The organism is Amycolatopsis albidoflavus (assembly GCF_039525725.1).
GTDB classification, from domain to species: domain Bacteria; phylum Actinomycetota; class Actinomycetes; order Mycobacteriales; family Pseudonocardiaceae; genus Amycolatopsis; species Amycolatopsis albidoflava.
The window spans coordinates 178,841-199,262 of sequence record NZ_BAAAHV010000007.1 but is presented as its reverse complement, the minus strand read 5'-3'; the positions used below and the strand labels follow the sequence as shown (position 1 = coordinate 199,262).

General features: G+C 68.4%; 22 protein-coding genes. 8 read left to right on the top strand and 14 right to left on the bottom strand.

The features are described from left to right. Window positions 1–3: 3 nt before the first annotated feature. Both ABD156_RS10240 and ABD156_RS10235 read left to right on the top strand, forming a co-directional pair. Complete coding sequence (locus tag ABD156_RS10240) at window positions 4–354, top strand: DUF485 domain-containing protein (protein ID WP_344269732.1); 351 nt, start codon at window positions 4–6, stop codon at window positions 352–354. Further along, complete coding sequence (locus ABD156_RS10235) at window positions 351–1,982, top strand: solute symporter family protein (protein WP_344269729.1); 1,632 nt, start codon at window positions 351–353, stop codon at window positions 1,980–1,982. The genes ABD156_RS10240 and ABD156_RS10235 overlap by 4 nt, the downstream gene beginning before the upstream one ends. Window positions 1,983–2,039: 57 nt before the next feature. Here the strand turns inward: ABD156_RS10235 and ABD156_RS10230 are convergent, their stop codons facing one another. The 4 genes from ABD156_RS10230 to ABD156_RS10215 form a co-directional block, all read right to left on the bottom strand. After that, entirely contained in the window at window positions 2,040–2,780 is a 741-nt protein-coding gene (locus ABD156_RS10230) for an isocitrate lyase/PEP mutase family protein (protein ID WP_344269726.1), read from the bottom strand. Beyond that, window positions 2,777–3,235 (bottom strand): carboxymuconolactone decarboxylase family protein, encoded by a 459-nt coding sequence (locus ABD156_RS10225; protein WP_344269723.1) that lies wholly within the window; start codon window positions 3,233–3,235, stop codon window positions 2,777–2,779. The genes ABD156_RS10230 and ABD156_RS10225 overlap by 4 nt, the downstream gene beginning before the upstream one ends. A 66-nt stretch (window positions 3,236–3,301) precedes the next feature. Continuing rightward, on the bottom strand, window positions 3,302–3,823 hold the full coding sequence (locus tag ABD156_RS10220) for a DUF6886 family protein (protein WP_344269720.1): 522 nt from the start codon (window positions 3,821–3,823) through the stop codon (window positions 3,302–3,304). A 20-nt stretch (window positions 3,824–3,843) separates the two neighbouring features. Then, a complete protein-coding gene (locus tag ABD156_RS10215) occupies window positions 3,844–4,575 on the bottom strand; it encodes a peptidylprolyl isomerase (RefSeq protein WP_344269717.1) in 732 nt (243 codons plus the stop codon). A 117-nt stretch (window positions 4,576–4,692) separates the two neighbouring features. Here ABD156_RS10215 and ABD156_RS10210 point away from each other — a divergent pair, with 117 nt between their 5' ends. Beyond that, entirely contained in the window at window positions 4,693–5,664 is a 972-nt protein-coding gene (locus ABD156_RS10210) for a trypsin-like serine peptidase (RefSeq protein ID WP_344269714.1), read from the top strand. Window positions 5,665–5,696: 32 nt separating this feature from the next. Here the strand turns inward: ABD156_RS10210 and meaB are convergent, their stop codons facing one another. Beyond that, window positions 5,697–6,662, bottom strand: a complete 966-nt coding sequence (gene meaB, locus ABD156_RS10205) for a methylmalonyl Co-A mutase-associated GTPase MeaB (RefSeq protein ID WP_344269711.1) — start codon at window positions 6,660–6,662, stop codon at window positions 5,697–5,699. 1 nt (window position 6,663) lies between these two features. Continuing rightward, complete coding sequence (locus tag ABD156_RS10200) at window positions 6,664–7,851, bottom strand: acetyl-CoA C-acetyltransferase (protein WP_344269708.1); 1,188 nt, start codon at window positions 7,849–7,851, stop codon at window positions 6,664–6,666. A 140-nt stretch (window positions 7,852–7,991) separates the two neighbouring features. Here ABD156_RS10200 and mce point away from each other — a divergent pair, with 140 nt between their 5' ends. Continuing rightward, window positions 7,992–8,453, top strand: coding sequence for a methylmalonyl-CoA epimerase (gene mce, locus ABD156_RS10195; protein ID WP_037811910.1), 462 nt, complete (start codon window positions 7,992–7,994; stop codon window positions 8,451–8,453). Between the two features lie 3 nt (window positions 8,454–8,456). Here mce and ABD156_RS10190 read toward each other — a convergent pair whose 3' ends face one another. Both ABD156_RS10190 and ABD156_RS10185 read right to left on the bottom strand, forming a co-directional pair. After that, window positions 8,457–9,050: a TetR/AcrR family transcriptional regulator gene (locus ABD156_RS10190; RefSeq protein WP_344269704.1), complete on the bottom strand. Its 594-nt coding sequence runs from the start codon at window positions 9,048–9,050 to the stop codon at window positions 8,457–8,459. Between the two features lie 33 nt (window positions 9,051–9,083). Then, complete coding sequence (locus ABD156_RS10185; RefSeq protein WP_116206640.1) at window positions 9,084–9,452, bottom strand: SPW repeat domain-containing protein; 369 nt, start codon at window positions 9,450–9,452, stop codon at window positions 9,084–9,086. A 203-nt stretch (window positions 9,453–9,655) separates the two neighbouring features. Between ABD156_RS10185 and ccrA the strand changes: the two genes are divergently transcribed. The 4 genes from ccrA to ABD156_RS10165 all read left to right on the top strand — a co-directional run bounded on the left by ccrA (window position 9,656) and on the right by ABD156_RS10165 (window position 13,993). Then, complete coding sequence (gene ccrA / locus ABD156_RS10180) at window positions 9,656–10,996, top strand: crotonyl-CoA carboxylase/reductase (RefSeq protein WP_344269699.1); 1,341 nt, start codon at window positions 9,656–9,658, stop codon at window positions 10,994–10,996. A 129-nt stretch (window positions 10,997–11,125) separates the two neighbouring features. Next, window positions 11,126–12,367, top strand: a complete 1,242-nt coding sequence (locus ABD156_RS10175; RefSeq protein ID WP_344269807.1) for a chromosome segregation protein — start codon at window positions 11,126–11,128, stop codon at window positions 12,365–12,367. Window positions 12,368–12,423: 56 nt separating this feature from the next. Further along, entirely contained in the window at window positions 12,424–12,873 is a 450-nt protein-coding gene (locus ABD156_RS10170) for a universal stress protein (protein ID WP_344269696.1), read from the top strand. A gap of 4 nt (window positions 12,874–12,877) precedes the next feature. Then, window positions 12,878–13,993, top strand: a complete 1,116-nt coding sequence (locus tag ABD156_RS10165) for an adenylate/guanylate cyclase domain-containing protein (RefSeq protein ID WP_344269693.1) — start codon at window positions 12,878–12,880, stop codon at window positions 13,991–13,993. A gap of 557 nt (window positions 13,994–14,550) precedes the next feature. On the opposite strand, the gene paaE is transcribed toward ABD156_RS10165, so the two are convergent. From paaE to paaZ, 6 genes are read right to left on the bottom strand one after another with little or no spacing between them, the layout of a single operon-like run. Further along, window positions 14,551–15,627 carry a 1,2-phenylacetyl-CoA epoxidase subunit PaaE gene (gene paaE, locus ABD156_RS10160; RefSeq protein ID WP_344269690.1) on the bottom strand — a complete coding sequence of 359 codons (1,077 nt, stop codon included), beginning with the start codon at window positions 15,625–15,627 and terminating at the stop codon, window positions 14,551–14,553. Further along, window positions 15,628–16,119, bottom strand: a complete 492-nt coding sequence (gene paaD, locus ABD156_RS10155) for a 1,2-phenylacetyl-CoA epoxidase subunit PaaD (RefSeq protein WP_344269687.1) — start codon at window positions 16,117–16,119, stop codon at window positions 15,628–15,630. Next, a complete protein-coding gene (paaC, locus tag ABD156_RS10150; RefSeq protein WP_344269684.1) occupies window positions 16,113–16,970 on the bottom strand; it encodes a 1,2-phenylacetyl-CoA epoxidase subunit PaaC in 858 nt (285 codons plus the stop codon). Before paaC ends, paaD begins: the two co-directional genes overlap by 7 nt. Window positions 16,971–16,983: 13 nt before the next feature. Beyond that, complete coding sequence (gene paaB / locus ABD156_RS10145) at window positions 16,984–17,268, bottom strand: 1,2-phenylacetyl-CoA epoxidase subunit PaaB (protein WP_009073848.1); 285 nt, start codon at window positions 17,266–17,268, stop codon at window positions 16,984–16,986. Then, a complete protein-coding gene (paaA, locus tag ABD156_RS10140; protein WP_344269666.1) occupies window positions 17,265–18,206 on the bottom strand; it encodes a 1,2-phenylacetyl-CoA epoxidase subunit PaaA in 942 nt (313 codons plus the stop codon). Before paaA ends, paaB begins: the two co-directional genes overlap by 4 nt. Next, window positions 18,203–20,233: a phenylacetic acid degradation bifunctional protein PaaZ gene (gene paaZ, locus ABD156_RS10135; RefSeq protein ID WP_344269663.1), complete on the bottom strand. Its 2,031-nt coding sequence runs from the start codon at window positions 20,231–20,233 to the stop codon at window positions 18,203–18,205. Before paaZ ends, paaA begins: the two co-directional genes overlap by 4 nt. Between the last annotated feature and the right edge of the window lie 189 nt (window positions 20,234–20,422).

The following is a 20,422-nucleotide window of genomic DNA, read 5'->3' as shown; positions in this document are numbered from 1 at the left end:
CCCATGAGCGCAGGCGACCCGTCCGGCGCGCCGCCGGACACGATCTGGGAGCAGGCGCACGACAGCGCCGAGTTCCGCGAACTCCGCGGCCGGCTGCGCCGGTTCGTGTTCCCGATGGCCGGACTGTTCCTCGCCTGGTACCTGCTCTACGTCCTGCTCGCGGACTACGCGCACGGCTTCATGAGCACGAAGATCACCGGCAACTTCACCGTCGGCCTGCTCTTCGGGCTGCTGCAGTTCGTCTCCACGTTCCTCATCACGTGGCTGTACGTGCGCTACGCCAATAAGAAGCTGGACCCGCTTGCTGAGCGGATCAAGGACGACATCGAAAACCCGGCGAAGGAGGGCGCGTGAGCACGCTCGCCGCGAGCGTCGAGGGCAGCAACCCGACGCTCAACATCACGATCTTCGCGCTGTTCGTGGTCATCACCCTGGTGATCGTGTTCCGCGCGAGCCGCAACACGAAGACCGCGTCCGACTACTACGCGGCCGGCCGCGCGTTCACCGGGCCGCAGAACGGCATCGCGATCTCCGGCGACTACCTGTCGGCGGCGTCGTTCCTCGGCATCGCCGGCGCCATCGCGGTGTACGGCTACGACGGGTTCCTGTACTCGATCGGCTTCCTGGTGGCTTGGCTGGTCGCGCTGCTGCTGGTGGCGGAACTGCTGCGCAACACCGGCAAGTTCACCATGGGCGACGTGCTGGCGTTCCGGATGAAGCAACGTCCGGTGCGCGCCGCGGCGGCGGTTTCGACGCTCGTGGTGTCGTTCTTCTACCTGCTGGCGCAGATGGCCGGCGCGGGCGGCCTGGTCGCGCTGCTGCTGGGCATCGAGGGCAAGGCCGCGCAGTCGCTGGTGATCGCGGTGGTCGGCGTGATCATGATCGCCTACGTCCTCATCGGCGGCATGAAAGGCACCACCTGGGTCCAGATCATCAAGGCGGCGCTGCTGATCATCGGCGCGCTGGCGATGACGCTGTGGGTGCTCGGCAAGTACGGCTTCAACTTCTCCGCGCTGCTGCAGGGCGCGGTCGACAAGGCCGGCCACGCCGGTGAGGCGCTGCTCGGGCCGGGCAAGCAGTACGGCACCAACGGCACGACGAAGCTGGACTTTTTCTCCCTCGGCATCGCTCTGGTGCTGGGCACCGCGGGCCTGCCGCACGTGCTGATGCGCTTCTACACCGTGCCGACCGCGCGCGAGGCGCGTCGTTCGGTGGTGTGGGCGATCGTGCTGATCGGCGTGTTCTACCTGTTCACGCTGGTGCTCGGCTACGGCGCGGGCGCGCTGGTCGGACCGGACGCGATCAAGAAGGCTCCGGGCGGCGTGAACTCCGCGGCGCCGTTGCTGGCGCTGAACCTCGGCGGTCCGGTGCTGCTCGGGCTGATCTCGGCGATCGCGTTCGCCACGATCCTCGCCGTGGTCGCGGGATTGACGATCACCGCGTCCGCTTCGTTCGCCCACGACGTGTACGCGAACGTGTTGAAGAAGGGCAAGGCCAACACCGGTTCGGAGGTCCGGGTCGCCCGGATCACCGCCGTGGTGATCGGCATTGTCGCGATTCTCGGCGGCATTCTGGCGAATGGGCAGAACGTCGCGTTCCTGGTGGCGCTGGCCTTCGCGGTGGCGGCTTCGGCGAACCTGCCGACGATCCTGTACTCGCTGTTCTGGAAGCGGTTCAACACCCAGGGCGCGCTGTGGAGCATTTACGGCGGGCTGATCGTGACGATCGTGCTCATCGTGTTCTCGCCCGCCGTTTCCGGGAAGCCGGTCGACCCGAAGACGGGCAAGAGCGCGTCGATGCTGCAGGGCGTCGACTTCCACTGGTTCCCGCTCGACAACCCGGGCCTGGTGTCCATTCCGATCGCGTTCGTGCTCGGCTGGCTCGGCACGATCCTGTCGAAGGAACACGACAAGGCGAAATACGCCGAAATGGAAGTACGGGCGCTCACCGGTGCCGGTGCGGAAAAGGCCGTGCAGCACTGATTTTTTGCCTCGGGAAAACCGCTGGGAGCCGCTTTGCCGCGGCACCCAGCGGTTTTTTCAATACGGCAGCTTCCCCTGCGCGATCCCGTCGAGAGTGCCTTCCAGGACGCGGCGCAGATACCGCCACAACCCGGCCCCCAGCGAAATCCGGGCTACCCCCAGTTCGGCAAGCCCGGCCAGACCCGGACCACCGGGAAGCGCCGAAGCATTGACCGGACCGCCCACCTGACGGACGAATTCGGCCAGCACTTCCGGCGAACGCACGAGAATCGGGTACACGCAATCGGCGCCAGCCTCGAGGTACGCGCGCCCGCGAGCCACCGCGTCGTCGAGCACAGCCTGCTCGTCCGGTGCCCCGAGGAACGAATCCACCCGCGCGTTGACCACGAGCCCGTCGCCAGCCGCCCGACGCAACCCGGCGAGCCACTCCGCCTGCTCCGCCGCCGGCCGCTGACTGCCCTTGCCGTGGTCGGTGTCCTCGATATTGCAGCCGACCGCACCGATTTCGTTCAGCCGGGCCGCAAGATCGGCTGGCGCCAAGCCATACCCAGCCTCGGCATCGACGGTCACCGGCACCGACACCGCGTCCACGATCCGCTTGGCCGCCGCGAGCATCTCGTCCGCGGACGCGCCCTCGTGGTCCGTCTGCCCGAGCGCCGCCGCGACCGCCGCGGAACTCGTTGCCACGATGGGAAAACCGGCCGCTTCCACCGCCTGCGCAGTGTCCGCGTCCCAAGCGTTCGGCAGAATCAACGGCTTGCCGGGCACATGCAGCGCCCGCAGCTTCTCGGCGCTCACTCCGCACGCTCCGGTAGCGGGGCGTGGCTCGCGACCATGAGCCGGTTCCAGGTATTGATGGCGACCACGCACCACGCCAGCGCGCGGTACTGGTCCTCGGTGAACACGCGGACTGCCTCGGCGTAGACGTCTTCGGGGACGTCCTTGTGGTCCGAGATCAGGGTCATCGCCTCGGTGTAGGCGAGCGCGGCGCGTTCCTGTTCGGTGAACAGTTCGGTCTCGCGCCACCCCTCGAGCACGTAAAGCCGCCGCGGCGCTTCCCCAGCCGCGACGGCCTCGGCCGCGTGCATGTCGAGACAGTAGGCGCACCCGTTGATCTGCGACGCGCGCATCTTGACCAGCTCGATGAGCTTCCCGTCGAGCCCGGCGTTCGCGCTGGCCTTCTTCACCTCGCCCTGCAGGTGGGACATCGCTTGATACAACCCGCCCGTGGCGAGCGGGATTCGCTTCGTCATGCCGTCCACGCTAATCGGGATTGGCCTAGCGGGGTGGTCCAGTTCGCGGTGGGTGGCGTGGGCCAGTCAGGCCCGCGGACGAGCGTTGCGGAGCCGGATTCCGCTGAACCCCGCCGTACTGGCGGCCGCCGCGTCCCAGAAGGGCCAGAGGTTCGCGAGCACTCGCAGCTGAATTCCGGCCTCCTCGTGCAGGCGCAGGAGATCGCCGACCGGTTCCGCCGGGCCTAGCGGCTCGACCGGTTCGGTGGCGACGTGGGCATGCTCGCCGAACGGCCGGAAACTGGCCGAGGGAAGCCGGTAGGCGAACAGTTTCACCGTCCGGAGCGCCTCCAGCCAGCGGTATTCGACGGCATGAACCCGTTCGTCGCCGCCGAGGATCCGTTCCCGATCGACGTCAGTGGTCGACGGCGTGGCCCAAGCCATCGCCCGGGGACATCCGCGCGGGAACCAGTAGTCCGGACAGCGGGCGGCATCGACCGCCCAGACGTACGGATCCCGCTGCCGCGCGGTTGCCGCGACGTGCGGCACGAAGCGCGTGATCCCCGGGTCTTCGGAGAAATGCAGCACCTGGCCAGGCTCGGGTCGCATCCCCCTGTTCTACTGCGCGATCAGCGCCCGCAGAACAGGCAGAGCGGCAAAACCAGCTCAAGATCCGTCTTCCGCACCGGTTTCCCGTCCACCGGCGTCTTCCCCGGCGGGGTGTCCGCGTCGGGCTGGATGCCGCCCGCCGCGACGCGGTCCAGGGTGCGCAGTCCGGCCGAGCCGACCGTGCCGAAGACCGTGTAGTTCGGCAGCAGGCTGGAATCCCCGTACACCACGAAGAACTGCGAGCCGTTCGTGTCCGGTCCGGCGTTCGCCATGGCCAGCAGGCCGCGCGCGTACGTCCGGCGCTTGCCGGTCGGGTCGGACGGCGCGGGCGGGAGCGTCGTCGGCAGTTCGTCGCGGAACTTGTAGCCCGGGCCGCCCTCGCCGGTGCCGGACGGGTCGCCGCACTGCAGGACCTTCAGCGTCGGGTACGCGGTGAGCCGGTGGCAGGTCGTTTGGTTGTAGAAGCCGTTGGCCGCCAGGTGCAGGAAGCTCTGCACGGTGCACGGCGCCTGCGCGCGGTTGAGCTTCAGCGGAAGCAGACCCTGGTTGGAAAACACCGCGACGTCAACGCTGCCGTGGTTCGGCGTGTGCTTCGGATCGCGCGGGAGCGAAACCGGGCGCACCGCGGGGTCGTCCGGCGTCGAGGTGTACTGGCACGGCCCCGACGTGACCTTCGGCGGCGCCGCCTCCGCCGAAGCCGCAACGGCGACCAGCGACAACGCGGTCAGCACGGACACGAGCAGTTTCTTCATTCCGGTTCCCTCCCAGTGCACGGAGGATCGCAGTATAGGGACGGGAAACTGCCCGCGCTTCCGGCGAAAGTCGCATCCTGACCGGTTCCTGACACCCGCCTCCTACCGTGCGGTTTCATGATCACTCCCCTCGTCGCAGGACTGGCCGTCGCCGGGCTCCTGGCCGTCCCCGCCGGTCCCGTGCAGCAACCGCTCGCGTCCTCCGCCGCCGAACAGCAGGCGGTGTTCGCCTACTGGACCCCGCAACGGCTCGCCGCGCTGACCGAACCGTCGTCGCAGAATCCGCCGAAGAGCGGTCCCGACGGTGCCCCGTGGCCGGGACCGCTCCCGAAGACGGTCGGCCGGCTCTTCTACACCGACCACGGCGAGGACGCTAGCTGCACGGCGACCGTCGTCCGCAGCAAGAACCGCAGCACGATCGTCACCGCCGGGCATTGCGTCAACGACACCGATCTCATTGGCGAGCACAACGCTTGGAACGCGCACATCATGTTCGTCCCCGGCTACTACGACGGCCAGGCCCCGTACGGGAAGTTCGCCGCCCGCCTCGGCGTCGCCGACCGCACTTGGCTCGCGAACGATCAGCAGAACGCGCGGAAATTCGACACCTACGACCAGGCCTTCGCGGTTCTCGGGCCGAACGAATCAGGACACCTGGTGCAGGACGTGGTCGGCGCGCAGCAGATCGGCTTCGACCGGCCTGGCGCGGCGAAGGTGACCCAGTTCGGCTACCCGCGGGCGGCTTCGGACCCGGCTCGCGAGGGCCTGCCGGAGTACACCGGGGCGCAGTTGGCTTATTGCACTGGCACCGCGCGGCAGTGGAGCGGCACCGCCACCGACCCGGACTCTCCCGATCAGTGGGGCACGGCATGCGTCATGGGCGGCGGTTCCAGCGGCGGCCCCCGATTGCGCGACTTCAACCCGGCGACCGGATTGGGCACGGTCGTCGGAGACAACACGCACGCTGGATTCTTTGCCGCGGACGGGAAGCCGTGCGAGCGCGATGCGGGCTGCACGCGGTACTTGGTGGGACCGCAGTTCAGCGGCAAGGTAACCAAGCCGCTGTATGAGGCGGCACAGTCGTCGTGAGTGGCAAATCCGGTTCTAACCGGGATTGCCGCTCACGAGTCCTTTAGTTCCCCGATCAACCGGTCCGCCGCCGCGAACGGGTCCAGCTCCCGCGCCACCACTCGCGCCGCCAACTCGCCCAGCCGATCGCCGTGCCGGAGATCCGCCAGCTCCGCGTGCAACCTCCGCAACGCGATCGCGGCGACTTCCTCGCGGGCGCGAGCGGCGCGGCGGCGGTCCAATTCCCCATGCGCGACAAGCCATTCATGATGCGTGCGCAACGCCGACACCACCTCGTCGACGCCCTCGCCCTTCGCCGCGACCGTGCGGACGATCGGCTGCCGCCAGCTCGGCCCGCGCAATTCGCGGCGGGCCAAGGTGATCATCTGCTTCAGGTCGTGCACCGTCGCGTCGGCGCCGTCGCGGTCGGCTTTGTTGACCACGAACACATCCGCGATCTCCAGCACTCCCGCTTTCGCCGCCTGGATGCCGTCGCCCATTCCCGGGGCCAGCAAAACCACCGTGGTGTCCGCCAGTTTCACAACGTCCACTTCGGACTGTCCAACCCCGACAGTCTCGATCAGCACCACGTCGAACCCGGCGGCGTCCAGCACCCGCACCGCCTGCGGGGTCGCCCAGGACAACCCGCCGAGATGGCCCCGGGTGGCCATCGAGCGGATGAACACGCCGGGATCGGTGGCGTGCTCAGTCATCCGGATCCGGTCGCCGAGCAGCGCGCCGCCGGAGAACGGCGACGACGGGTCGATCGCCAGCACCCCGACCCGCAAACCCTCGCCGCGCAACGCGGTGAGCAGCGCTGAGGTCGAGGTCGACTTCCCGACCCCGGGCGGGCCGGTGAGCCCGACGACGCGAGCGCGGCCGGTGTAAGGCGTCAAAGCGCGGGCGATATCCGCCACGCGCGGCGAGGAATCCTCTACAAGAGAAATGAGCCGGGCGACCGCGCGCGGTTGTCCTTCCCGCGCGCGGCCGACCAGCTCATCGAGGTCCGGGCCGGCCAACTTACGCCGACGGGACGCGGATCAGCAGCGCGTCGCCCTGGCCGCCGCCACCGCACAGGGCGGCCGCGCCGAGACCGCCGCCGCGACGGCGCAGCTCGTGCACCAGGTGCACGGCCAGCCGCGCGCCGGACGCGCCGATCGGGTGGCCGAGCGCGATCGCGCCGCCGTTGACGTTCACCTTCGACTCGTCCAGCCCGAGCTTCTCGCTCGACACTAGGCCGACCGCGGCGAACGCCTCGTTGATCTCCACCAGGTCCAGGTCGCCGACCTCCAGCTTCGCCTTCTTCAGCGCGGCGAGGATCGCGTTCGACGGCTGCTCGTGCAGGCTCGCGTCCGGACCGGCGACCACGCCGTGCGCGCCGATCTCGGCCAGCGGCGTGATGCCCAGCTCGGCCGCCTTCTCCGGGCTGGCCACGATCACCGCTGCCGCACCATCGGAAATCTGCGACGCCGAACCGGCGGTGATGGTGCCGTCCGAGGCGAACGCCGGACGCAGCTTCGCGAGGCTCTCGCCGGTGGTGTCCGCGCGCACGCCCTCGTCGGTGGTGAAGACGACCGGGTCGCCCTTGCGCTGCGGGATCGATACCGGCGCGATCTCCTCGCGGAAGAACCCGGCGTCGATCGCGGCCGCGGCCCGCTGGTGCGAACGCGCGGAGAACGCGTCCTGCTGCTGGCGGGTGACGCTGTAGCGGGCGTTGTGCTTCTCCGTCGAAACACCCATCGCGACCTGGTCGAACGCGCAGAACAGGCCGTCGTAGGCCATGTGGTCGACCAGCGTGGTGTCGCCGTATTTGAAGCCCGCGCGGGACTTCGGCAGCAGGTGCGGCGCCTGCGTCATCGACTCCTGGCCGCCCGCGACGACGAGGTCGAACTCGCCCGCGCGGATCAGCTGGTCGGCGAGCGCGATCGCGTCGAGGCCGGAAAGGCAGACCTTGTTGACGGTCAGCGCCGGAACGTCCATCGGGATGCCCGCGGCGACCGCGGCCTGGCGCGCCGGGATCTGGCCCGCGCCTGCGGTGAGCACCTGGCCCATGATCGTGTACTGGACCTGGTCCGGGGAGACGCCGGCGCGTTCGAGCGCGGCCTTGATCGCGATCCCGCCCAGCTGGGCTCCCGAGAAGTCCTTCAACGAGCCGAGCAGCCGCCCGATCGGGGTACGGGCAGCGCCCAGGATCACGGAACCGGACACGACGTCCTCCAAAGCATCGGTGCACTGGCAGTGTTCCCACGATACGGCCTGGACCGGGTTCCCGGCGCGTCTTGATGGAGCCAGTGTGAGGGGGCGCACGCGGGGTTCCGCGCGGCCGCGCGGGGCTTATCCTCCCCGGTATGGACACCGAGCCCAGCGCATCCGTGCTCAAGCCGTTCGTGACCGCGATCGACCACGTCGGCATCGCCGTGCCCGACCTCGACGCGGCCATCGCCTTCCACCGCGACCACTTCGGCCTGGAGGTCGCGCACGAGGAGGTGAACGACGAGCAGGGCGTGCGCGAGGCGATGCTGCGCGCCCCCGGTACCGCGGGCACCGAGACGATGATCCAGCTGCTCGCCCCGTCCCGCGACGATTCGACGATCGCGAAGTTCATCGGCCGCAACGGGCCGGGCCTGCAGCAGCTCGCGCTGCGAGTGTCCGATGTGGACGCTGCGGCCGAGGCGCTCCGGGCGCAGGGCCTGCGGCTGCTCTACGACGCGGCCAAGCGCGGGACCTCGAACAGCCGGGTGAACTTCGTGCACCCGAAGGATGCTGGCGGGGTTCTGGTCGAACTGGTGGAGCCTGCCGCCTCGCACTAACGCTCACACCGCCGAAGCAGGCGGCTTTCCCTTAACCGCCCGGGCCGACAACGCGTTCGCCACAAACGTCAACTCGCCGTCAAACTCCGCAGGCCGGTCGTCCCCGGTGTGCCGAGCCGTCGCGTGCCGGTGCGTGACAGCGCGGGCCAAAAGCCCGGACGCGTTGTCGATGTCCGCCCCGGCGAGCCGTCCGCCGGTCGCGGCCACGATCACCGATCGCATCAGCCGGACCAGTTGCTGGAAGCGTTCGGACAGCGCGTCGCGGACAACGTGATGCGTGTCGGCTTCGCGCCACAGCAGGTGCGAGAGCCCGAGCGAACCGGTGAACCGGCGGTCGAGTTCGCCGACCAGTCTGCGCAGGGAACCCGCCAGGTCGCCGGGGACGACGACCGCGGCGGGTTCGATGCGTTCGTCCGGCAGCCGGTCGACCAACGCGGCCAGCAGGTCGGACTTGCGGCGGAAGTAATAGTGGACCAGGCCCTTCGGGACCCCGGCGCGCTCCGCGATGCGGGACGTCGGGGTCGCCTCGAAGCCGGACTCGGCGAACAGCTCCTCCGCCGCGCACAGGATCCGTTCCTTCGCCGAGTCGTCGGTCATGTCACCTTCCTCGTCGAGGCTCCGCTGCCTCGATCAGTGCTGGCCCGCCATCCGGTGGGCGGCGTTGGCCTCCGGCATCGCGGCCGCGCCGGCGATGATCGTCAGCGCACCGCCGACCCAGGACGTCCACGACGCCCCGTTGAATTCCGTATACCCCATCACCCACGGCGCGATGAACAGCAACGCGCCGAGGACGATCTGCACGCCCTCGCCGTAAACCATGCTCGGCGTCGCGAGCGACACCAGGCCGTCGATCGCGATCAGCGCACCGAGGACCACCATCGTCCACACCATCGTGGTGTTCGTGCTCAGCCAAAGGGGTGAAAGAGCGGCGACAACACCAATCACGACCTCGGCCCAGTCGTAGGGCCGCGTCCAGGCGCGCGTCGAGACTTCACTCATTCGTGCTCACCTCCGCCGGAAAAGAGCCGTTCAGGGAGATTTCCCACTGCCGACTATGCGCCTTGACTGGCCAGCCGGTCAAGATTCGTGCGTCACACTTCGACTCGTGTAAGGGGTGTGTGTCTCGTACAGTGAGGCCCCCCGGTTACCGACGAGTAATTTCGTGCTGTCGCGTGCCGCGACCGACCCCCTGGAGGTTCCCGATGTCGCACCTCGACGAGATCCAGCAGGCGATCCTGAACGGCCGCCTCGACGCGATCGCCGAGCTGCCCGTGCCCGAGAGCTACCGGGGCGTCACCGTGCACGCAGACGAGGTCGACATGTTCGAGGGCCTCGAAAGCCGGGACAAGGACCCGCGCCGCTCGCTGCACGTCGACGACGTCCCGACGCCCGAGCTCGGCCCCGGCGAGGCGCTGGTCGCGGTGATGGCCAGCGCGATCAACTACAACACCGTCTGGACGTCGATCTTCGAGCCGATCCCGACGTTCAAGTTCCTGCGCAAGTACGGGAAGCTCTCGCCGCTGGCCAAGCGGCACGACCTGCCGTATCACGTGGTCGGCTCGGACCTGTCCGGCGTCGTGCTGCGCACCGGCGCGGGCGTGCACAACTGGAAGCCCGGCGACGAGGTCGTCGCGCACTGCCTGAACGTCGAGCTGGAAGGCCCGGACGGGCACAACGACACGATGCTCGACACCGAGCAGCGGATCTGGGGCTTCGAGACGAACTTCGGCGGGCTCGCCGAGATCGCGCTGGTCAAGGCCAACCAGCTGATGCCGAAGCCGGCGCACCTGACCTGGGAGGAATCCGCCTCCCCCGGCCTGGTGAACTCGACCGCGTACCGGCAGCTGGTGTCGCGCAACGGCGCGGACATGAAGCAGGGCGACGTCGTGCTGATCTGGGGCGCGTCCGGCGGGCTCGGCTCGTACGCGACGCAGTACGCGCTCAACGGCGGCGCGATCCCGGTGTGCGTCGTGTCCAGCCCGGAGAAGGCCGAGATCTGCCGGAAGCTCGGTGCGGAGCTGATCATCGACCGCACCGCCGAGGGCTACAAGTTCTGGAAGAACGAGAACGAGCAGGACCCGAAGGAATGGCAGCGGTTCGGCGCGAAGATCCGCGAGCTGACCGGCGGCGAGGACCCGGACATCGTGTTCGAGCACCCGGGCCGCGAGACCTTCGGCGCGTCGGTCTACGCCGCGCGCAAGGGCGGCACCATCGTCACCTGCGCGTCCACCTCGGGCTACATGCACCAGTACGACAACCGGTACCTGTGGATGAACCTCAAGCGGATCATCGGCTCGCACTTCGCGAACTACCGCGAATCGTGGGAGGCCAACCGGCTGATCGCGAAGGGCCTCATCCACCCGACGCTGTCGAAGACGTACTCGCTCGAAGAGACCGGCCAGGCCGCCCTTGACGTGCACCGCAACGCGCACCAGGGCAAGGTCGGCGTGCTCGCCCTCGCCCCGGAAGAAGGGCTCGGCGTTCGCGACGAGGAACTGCGCGCCAAGCACCTCGACGGAATCAACGCGTTCCGCGGCGCGTGAGGGCAGACCACCTGCCCCTTCGGTCCGGCCGCTCGCCGCACGAGCGGCCGGACCCCGTGGGTGCTCACCCGTCCGTGACCGCGGAGCGACTACGGTGGTGTCATGAGTCTTGGCGATGAACGCGAACTCGTGCCGCTGGGAGCCGGCTTCGACGTAGCGAAGCGGGGGTACGCCCGAGCGCAGGTCGACGAGCACCTCGAACGGCTCGACGGCGACCTGAAGATGCTCACCGCCGATCGCGACGCCGCCATCGCCCAGTCCGGCGACCTGGCCCGGCAGCTGGAAGTCGCGCGCGGCGAGATCGCCGATCTCCGCGGTCAGGTCGACCGGCTCGCGCAGCCGCCGACGAGCGTCGAGGGCCTGTCCGAGCGCCTCCAGCGGATGCTGCGGCTGGCGCAGGACGAGGCCGCCGACACGCGGGCCCGCGCCGAGGCCGAAGCGGGCCACATCCGGGCCAAGGCGGAGACCGACGCCAGCGCCATGCGCGCCCGGTACGAGCAGCTGCTCACCGAGCTCGACCTGCGCCGCAAGGAGATGGAAGCCGAGCACCGCAAGGTGCTCGAGGACGCGCGCGCCGAGGCCAAGCGGATCACCGACGAGGCCGAGGCCGAGCGCAAGAAGCTCGACGCGGAGTCCGAGGCCCGCCGCACGCAGGTCGAGGAAGACTTCGAGATCGCCATGGCCACCCGCCGCGCCGAGGCGATGCGCGTGCTGGCCGAGCAGGAGGCGGCCAGCAAGACGGAAGCCGAGCGCCGGGTCCGCGAGGCCGCCGAGGACGCGGCCGCGATCCGCGCCAAGGTGCTCGAAGAGGAGACGGCGGCGAAGGCCGACATCGACCGTCGCCAGCGCGAATCGGTCGCCGACGCGAACAAGCGCCGCCAGGACTCGATCACCGAGGCCAACGCGCGCCTCGCGGAAGCCGCCGACGAGGCCCGTCGCCGCGTCCGCACGGCCACCGACGAGTCCAACCGCCGGATCACCCAGGCCAACGAGCGGGTCGAGGCCCTGCGCACGGTCCGGGCGAGCCTGGCCGAGCAGGTCCGGTCGGCGCGCACCGTGCTGGCCGAGGCGCAGCACGTGCTCGGCGAGACCGACGGGGCCGTTCCCGCGGACATCAAGGCCGCGGTCGACGAAGCCAACGGGTCCGGGCCGAAGTCCGGCAAGAACGGCACCCAGGCAAGCGGCGCCACCGCGTCGGGCACGGGCGACGCCAGCCAGAATTCCGCTGGTCAGAGCGCCAAGAACGCCCCCGCGAACAGCGCGAAGCCCGCGGTGAGCCGCGACGTCGAGCAGACCGTCCGGCTGCGGACGTCCGACGTGCCCAAGCCGCAGCCGCAACCGCGTCCGGCGGGAAAACCGACTGGCGAGTAACCTTCCCCCGCGAAGGGGCCGCGCCGCCCCGCTGACCGATCGCCGGGAGGTTGTGGATGGCTGTCTATCGGACTGTGGTGGTGGGCACGGACGGGTCCGACTCGTCCTTCGCCGCGGTGGACAAGGCCGCCGGGGTGGCTGCCGACGCGGGAGCGACGCTCGTCGTCGTCTGCGCGTACCACCCGGCCAGCCGCCAAGACGTGGAACGCGCGCAGGACGAGCTGGGCGACGAGGCCTACCAGGTGGTCGGGTCCGCGCCCGCCGAGGACACGCTGCAGTCCGCACGGGACCGCGCGGCGAAGGCCGGCGCCGCGAACATCGAAACGGTCGCGCTGGAAGGCCAGCCGGTCGACATGCTGCGGAAGGTCGTGAAGGACCGCAAGGCTGATCTGCTGGTGGTCGGCAACCGCGGCCTGAACACCCTCGCCGGACGGATCCTGGGCTCGGTCCCGGCGGAAGTGGCCCGGAAGTCGGGCGTCGACGTGCTGATCGTGCACACCACCTGAGTCCGTGGCTGATTCCTCCAGGGACCTGCAGCAGCGCCTGGAACGCGCCCTGCTCGGCGGGCCTCGCCGCTACACCCGGCTCGAAGTAGCGAAACGGGCCGGCGTACCCGAAGAACGCTCGCGCCGGCTGTGGCGGGCGCTGGGTTTCGCCACCGTCGAAGACGACGAGATGGTGTTCACCGACGCGGACGTCGAAGCCATGCGCATCGCCGACGGCTTGGTGAGCTCCGGCTTAGTCGCGCCCGGCATGGAAGTCGCGGTGACCCGTGCCCTCGGCCAGCACCTTTCCCGGCTGGCCGAGTGGCAGGTCCACATGCTGTGGGCACTGATCACCGAAAACCCGGAACTGGCCCGCAACGACCGCCAAGTGACTCGCCTGGTGGAACGCCTGCTCCCGGAACTGGAGCAAGTACAAAACTACGTCTGGCGCCGCCACCTGGCCGCCTTCGCCGGCCGCGCCTTCGCCAGCCCAGACGAGGACCTGGAAACGCGCGCGCTAGTCGTCGGCTTCGTGGACATGGTCGGCTACACCCGCTTCACGAGAGAAGCCGACGAGGAAGAACTAACCCAGGTCCTGGACGGCTTCGAATCCCTGGCCACCGAAGTCATCGCAGAACACCACGGCCGAGTGGTGAAGATGATCGGCGACGAAGTCCTCTTCGTCACCGACTCCCCCGCCGACGGCGCGGAAATCGCCCTGACGCTAGCCGAACGAACCGGCGAAGACGGCGACCTACCCGCAGTCCGAGCCGGAATGGCGTCGGGCCGGGTCCTCTCCCGCTTCGGGGATGTCTATGGCTCCGTGGTGAACCTGGCCGCCCGCCTCACGTCAGCCGCCCGCCCCGGAACCGTGCTGGTAGACCGAGAACTGGCCGGGCAGCTGGAGTCGCTGCCGGAATTCGACCTACGCACCAGACGCCCCATCGCAGTACGCGGCTACAACCGCCTGCGCCCATCGGCGCTACGGCGGGCGAAGGACAAACCCACCGGCCGCTTCGCGTCTTCCCAGCAACTGGCGGCGGAGATGCTAGGCCTAGGCGACCCCACTCCACCCGAAACCCCGGAGCAAGACGACTTCCCGCCCCCCGCTGCTCCACGCAAACGCCGCCGACGCCGCTAAACGTCCGTGAGGGGAACCCTCACGGACTCTGATTCCCTCAGGGTTCCCCTCACGACCAGCGGCGGTCCGTGAGGGACCCCTTCACGGACTTAGATTCCCTCAAGGGGCCCTTCACGGACCGCCCCCACCCCCGCGATGCACCCAATGTGGCATTCGGTGCATCCCACGCACCCAATGCGGCATTGGTTGCGTCGCATGCACCCAACGCCACATTGGGGCGCTAGCCCCACCCACCAACCGCCGCCGACACACCCAACGCACGAGGCACCCAGCCCCCACCCTCGCGCCAGTGCACCCAACTATCGAGGCACCCAGCCCCACACCGGCACCACTGCACCCAACGTTCGAGGCACCCCGCCCCCAAACCGCACCGGTGCACCCAACCTTCGAGGCACCCAGCCCCTCCCCCGCACCCCGATACGAAGCTCTCCTGCGGTCTGGGGGTGCTTGTCAAGGCATCTTTCCCGCCTTGACAAGCACCCCCAGACCGTCAGCACAATCAAGCTTCGGGGTGCCCCACGCAACCACCAGCGATGTTGCCGCCAGGCGACGAGCAATCAAGCATCAAAATCCACAGTAACCCGCTCAGAAACCGGATGAGACTGACAAGTCAGCACAAACCCAGCCTCCACCTCCGCCTTCTCCAACGCGAAATTCCGCCGCATATCAACAGAACCCTCAGTCACCCGCGCCCGGCAAGTCCCGCAAACCCCGCCCTTGCAAGCAAACGGCAAATCCGGCCGAAACCGCTGCGCCCCATCCAACACCGAAGACTCACGCGGCAAATTCATAGTCGTAGACCGACCGTCAAGAACCAGAGTCACCTCAGACGAAGCACCAGCCACCGCAGGATCAACATGCTTAACCGGCTCCGGCGGCACATCGTCCACATAGAACAGTTCCTGATGAATCCGCTCCCCAGGAACCCCCAGCGAACCAAGAAGATCCTGCGCAGAGGTGACCATCCCAAACGGCCCGCAAAGCCAAAAGTGATCCACCTCGTCCACCGGCACAATCGACCCGAACAACGCACTCAGCTTGTCCGCATCCAACCGCCCAGTGAACAACTCAGCCTCACGAGGCTCCCGAGACAACACATGCACGAGTTCCAGCCGAGCCGGATACCGATCCTTCAAATCAGCCAGATCATCAGCGAACATCACCGTGTCAGTCCGACGATTCCCATACAGCACGGTGACCGAAGCATCCGGAGTAGCCAGCAGCGAGGCCGCAATAGACAACACCGGCGTGATACCGGAACCAGCAGCGATCAGAACATGGTGACCGCCACCGGCGAGATCCGGTGTGAACGACCCAGTCGGCGCGGAAACCTCAACAGTGTCCCCAGGCTGGACCTCATTGACCAGCCACGTCGAAAAGACACCGTCCGGCACGAGACGCACCCCGACCCGCGGCCGCTCCCCCACCGCAGCACAGATGGAGTACGAGCGACGCTCATCCCGCCCGTCCACCATCCGCCGCAGCGTGAGCGACTGCCCAGGCGCGAAGGCATAAACCGACGCAAGCTCAGAAGGCACGTCGAAGGTAACGGCCACAGCGTCATCACAAAGCCGCTCAACCTCAGCCACCCGCAACGGATGGAACCCGGTACGACGGGAAACGGTGGCAGTCACTCAAATCTCCTTGACGTGTTCGAACGGCTCCCAGCAAGACCGGCACCGCCGCAACGCTTTGCACGCGGTGGCACTGAACCGAGACTGCTCCTCCGTATCCAAAGACCCGCAATGCGGACAAGCCACCCGCCGCACAGAAGGCCCCAGTGTCAACGGAATCGGCCCAGCCGCCCGCTGAGGAGCAGACCCCGGCGGAGCGATCCCAGCCTCAGCAAGCTTCCGCCGCCCGTCCTCGCTGATCCAGTCCGAAGTCCAAGCCGGTTCCAGCACAGTGCGAATGTCAATCTCGACATACCCCGCACCACGCAAGGCATGCTCCAGGTCGTCCCGCATAGTGTCCATGGCCGGACAACCGGTGTAAGTCGGCGTAATAGAAACCGTAACCCGACCGTCCTCTTCGGACACCTCGCGCAACACACCCAGATCCGCGAGTGTCAGCATCGGCAGCTCCGGATCAGTGACCGTCGAGGCCACCGCGACCGCGGTCACCACGACGCCCCAGGCATCGCCCGAGCCACACTCTGCAGCTCAGCCAGCAGGAAGCCCATCTGTTCAGTGTGGACACCGTCGCGCCCGGTCCGACCGGAAACCCCGGCAATAGCCCCGATCTCTGGCCGCTCCAAGGTCGCCGCGGCCAACGCCTCATCCACCACAGCGTCGAACTCCGGCCGCAACGAAGCAGCATCCACCAGCTCAACCGGATGCGTCGAGAACAACTCCTCGACATAGGGCCAAGCCGCAGCCAGCCCCTCGGCCATCCGCTCCCGCGACAACGGTGTCCCGTCGCCCAGCCGCACCAACCACTGCGCGGCGTAATCCCGGTGATAAGCCAATTCCTTGACACCCTTGGCCGCAATGGCCGCCAGCACCGGGTCCACACTGGACTCCAACTGCTGGAACAACGCGAGCCGCCAAGTCGAGAACAAGAACAGCTGCGCGATCAGATGCCCGAAGTGCCCGCCACCCAGCTCCGCCAACCGAACGTTCCGGAATTCGTTCTCGGCGCGCAAGAACGCGAACGAGTCCTCGGACCGATCAGTACCGTCAGCCTTGCCGGACCGAGCCAGCAGCAACCGCGCCTGGCCGAGCAGATCGAGGCCGACGTTCGCGATCGCGACCTCGTCCTCCAGTTCCGGCGCGTTGCTGACCCACTCCTGCAGCCGGTGCGAGAAGATCAGCGCGTCGTCGCCCAGCATCAGGCAGTACGCGGCCAGCTGCGCACCGTCCACTCCGGACGGAACAGAAGTGTCCACACCGGACAGCGGGTCAGCGAATCCGGTGCCGAAGGCCCACCGCGCGTCGTTGTCCTCGGTGATGGCTTCGTAGACGTTATCGAAGGACACAGCAAGACATCCCTTACATGTGGGGAACGTTGTCGGGAATGTCGTAGAACGTCGGGTGCCGGTACACCTTGTCCCCGCTGGGCGCGAAGAACGGGTCCTTCTCGTCCGGCGACGACGCCGTGATGTCCGAGGCGCGAACGACCCAGATCGACACACCCTCGTTGCGACGCGTGTAGAGATCGCGCGCGTGGTGCAGCGCCATCTCGTCGTCCGCCGCGTGCAGCGAACCCACGTGCACGTGGTTCAACCCCCGCTTCCCGCGGACGAAAACCTCGTACAACGGCCAATCGTGCTTCATGCCGAAACCTCTTTCTTGGCCGCGTGCGCCGCAGCGGCTTCCCTAACCCAAGCGCCATCATCGTGGGCGCGCCGCCGATGGGCGATCCGGTCCGCGTTGCACGGGCCGTTGCCCTTGAGCACGTTCTTGAACTCGTCCCAGTCGACGGCACCGAAGTCGTAGTGCTCGCGCGAAGCGTTCCACTTCAGCTCCGGGTCCGGGAAAGTCACGCCGAGCGCCTCGGCCTGCGGCACGGACATGTCGACAAAGCGCTGCCGCAGCTCGTCGTTGGTGTGCCGCTTGATCTTCCACGCCATCGACTGCGCGGTGTTCGGCGAATCCGCGTCCGGCGGGCCGAACATCATCAGCGACGGCCACCACCAGCGGTTCACCGCCTCCTGCACCATCTCTTGCTGCTGAGAGGTGCCCCGCATCATGGTCATCAGCAGCTCGTAGCCCTGCCGCTGGTGGAAGGACTCCTCCTTGCAGATCCGGATCATCGCCCGCGCGTACGGCCCGTACGACGACCGGCACAGCGGCACCTGGTTGCAGATCGCCGCGCCGTCCACCAGCCAGCCGATCACGCCGACGTCGGCGAAGGTCAGCGTCGGGTAGTTGAAGATCGACGAGTACTTCTGCCGGCCAGTGATGAGCTTGTCGGTGAGGTCCGCGCGGTCCGCGCCGAGCGTCGCCGCCGCGGAGTACAGGTACAGCCCGTGCCCGGCCTCGTCCTGCACCTTCGCGAGCAGGATCGCCTTGCGCCGCAAGGAAGGCGCGCGGGTGATCCAGTTGCCTTCGGGCTGCATTCCGATGATCTCCGAATGCGCGTGCTGCGCGATCTGGCGGATCATCGTCTTGCGGTAGCCCTCGGGAATCCAGTCGCGCGGTTCGATGCGCTGGTCCCGTTCGATGGTGTGCTCGAACAGGGCTTCCAATTCAGGCTCTGCCGCAGCGGTCACGGCTGCTCCTTCGAGACGAGGGTGAGCACGTCGTACTTCGCGACCGAGTCGCCGTCCTGGTTGGTGACGTCGGCGTCCCAGCGGACTTCGCCGTACTCCTGGTCGATCCGCGGCGTGATCTGCTTGGCCGTCAAGGTGACCGTCAGCGCGTCGTCGACCTTGACCGGCGTGAGGAAGCGCAGGTTCTCCAGGCCGTAGTTGGCCAGCACCGGACCCGGCTCGGGCGACACGAACAGGCCCGCGGCGAACGAGACGACCAGGTAGCCGTGCGCCACGATGCCGCCGAACAGCGGGTTCGCCGCAGCGGCCGCTTCGTCGGTGTGCGCGTAGAAGGTGTCGCCGGTGAAATCGGCGAAGTGGTCGATGTCGGCGCGCGTGACGGTGCGCGGGCCAGCCACCACCGAGTCGCCGACCTTCAGTTCAGCCAGCGACTTCCGGAACGGATGCACGTCGTCCTCGATCCGCGGGCCGCCCTCGACCCACCGGCCGGTGACCGCGCCGAGCACTGTCGGGCTGCCCTGCACGGCCGTGCGCTGCATGTGGTGCAGCACGCCGCGGATACCGCCCATTTCCTCGCCGCCGCCCGCGCGACCCGGGCCGCCGTGCACCAGCTGCGGCATCGGCGAACCGTGTCCGGTGGATTCCTTCGCGTCTTCGCTGTCCAGCACCAGCAGCCGACCGTGATACGGCGCGACGCCCAGCACGATCTCGCGCGCGAACACCGGGTCACCAGTCACGACCGAGCCGGCCAGGCTGCCGCCGCCGCGCGCCGCGAACTCGATGACCTGCTTGACCGACGTGTACGGCATCAGCGTGGACACCGGGCCGAATGCCTCGACCTCGTGCGGCTCCGCGCGCTCCGGGTCGGCCTTGAGCAGGATCGGCGAGATGAACGCGCCGGTCGCCTCGTCGCCGTCCACGACGTCGACGTGCTCCGGGTCGCCGAAGACGATGCTGCCCGCGTCGAGCAGCGCCTTCAGCGAACGGCGTACCTCCTCGCGCTGCTCCAGGCTGGCCAGCGCGCCCATGCGGACACCCTCAGCGTTTGGGTTGCCGACAGTCACCTTGGCGAGCCTGGCACTGACCGCTTCGGCGACGTCGTCCAGCATTTCCGCCGGGACGAACGCGCGCCGGATCGCGGTGCACTTCTGGCCCGCCTTCACCGTCATCTCGGTGGTCAGCTGCTTGACGAAGAGGTCGAACTCCGGCGTGGACGGCCGGGCGTCCGGGGCGAGGATCGAGCAGTTCAGCGAGTCGGCCTCGGCGTTGAACCGCACGGAGTTCCGCACGATCGCCGGGTGCGCGCGCAGCTTCTGCGCGGTGGACGCGGAACCGGTGAACGACACCAGGTCCTGCGCCGTGACGTGGTCGAGCAGGTCGCCGACGCTGCCCGCGACGAACTGCACTGTGCCCTCGGGCAGGATGCCGGATTCGACGATCAGCTCGACGAGCCGCGCGGTCAAGTAGGCGGTCTGGCTGGCCGGCTTGATCAAACTCGGCACCCCGGCGAGGAACGCGGGCGCGAACTTCTCCAGCGGACCCCACACCGGGAAGTTGAAGGCGTTGATCTGGACCGCGACGCCCTGCAGCGGCGTGGCGATGTGCTGCGCGACGAACGTGCCGCCGCGGCTCAGCGGCTCGACCGCGCCGTCGACGTACACGGTGTCGTTCGGCAGTTCGCGCTTGCCCTTCGAGCCGTAGCTGAACAGGACGCCGATGCCGCCGTCGATGTCGAACTTCGAGTCGCCGAGCGTCGCGCCCGTGCGCGCCGACAGCGCGTACAGCTCTTCGCGGTGCTCGCGCAGGTGCGAGGCGAGCGCCTTCAGCAGCGCCGCCCGCTGATGGAACGTCAGCTTCCGCAGCGCCGGACCGCCGACAGTGCGGCCGTAGTCGAGCGCGGCGGCGAAGTCGATCCCCTCCGACGAAATCCGGGCCACTTCCTCCCCGGTCGCCGCGTCGTGCAGCGGGGCGCCCTCGCCCGGCGCCGTGTGCCATCCCCCGGAGACGTAGCTGCGGAGCAGAACCATGCCGACCCTCTCGCCGAATTACCAACCGGACGTTCAGTAATTCGCAGGATAGCCGTTCTCCCCGCTGATCGGAACCCCCGCGTTGCTTGACACCGCGCCAGGCGCGGCCTTTACTGGGCTCCAGCCAGGATTACCGGCCGTTCGGTCAGTAAGTCACCATTCCGGAGGGCGAACTCGTGACCCGCAACG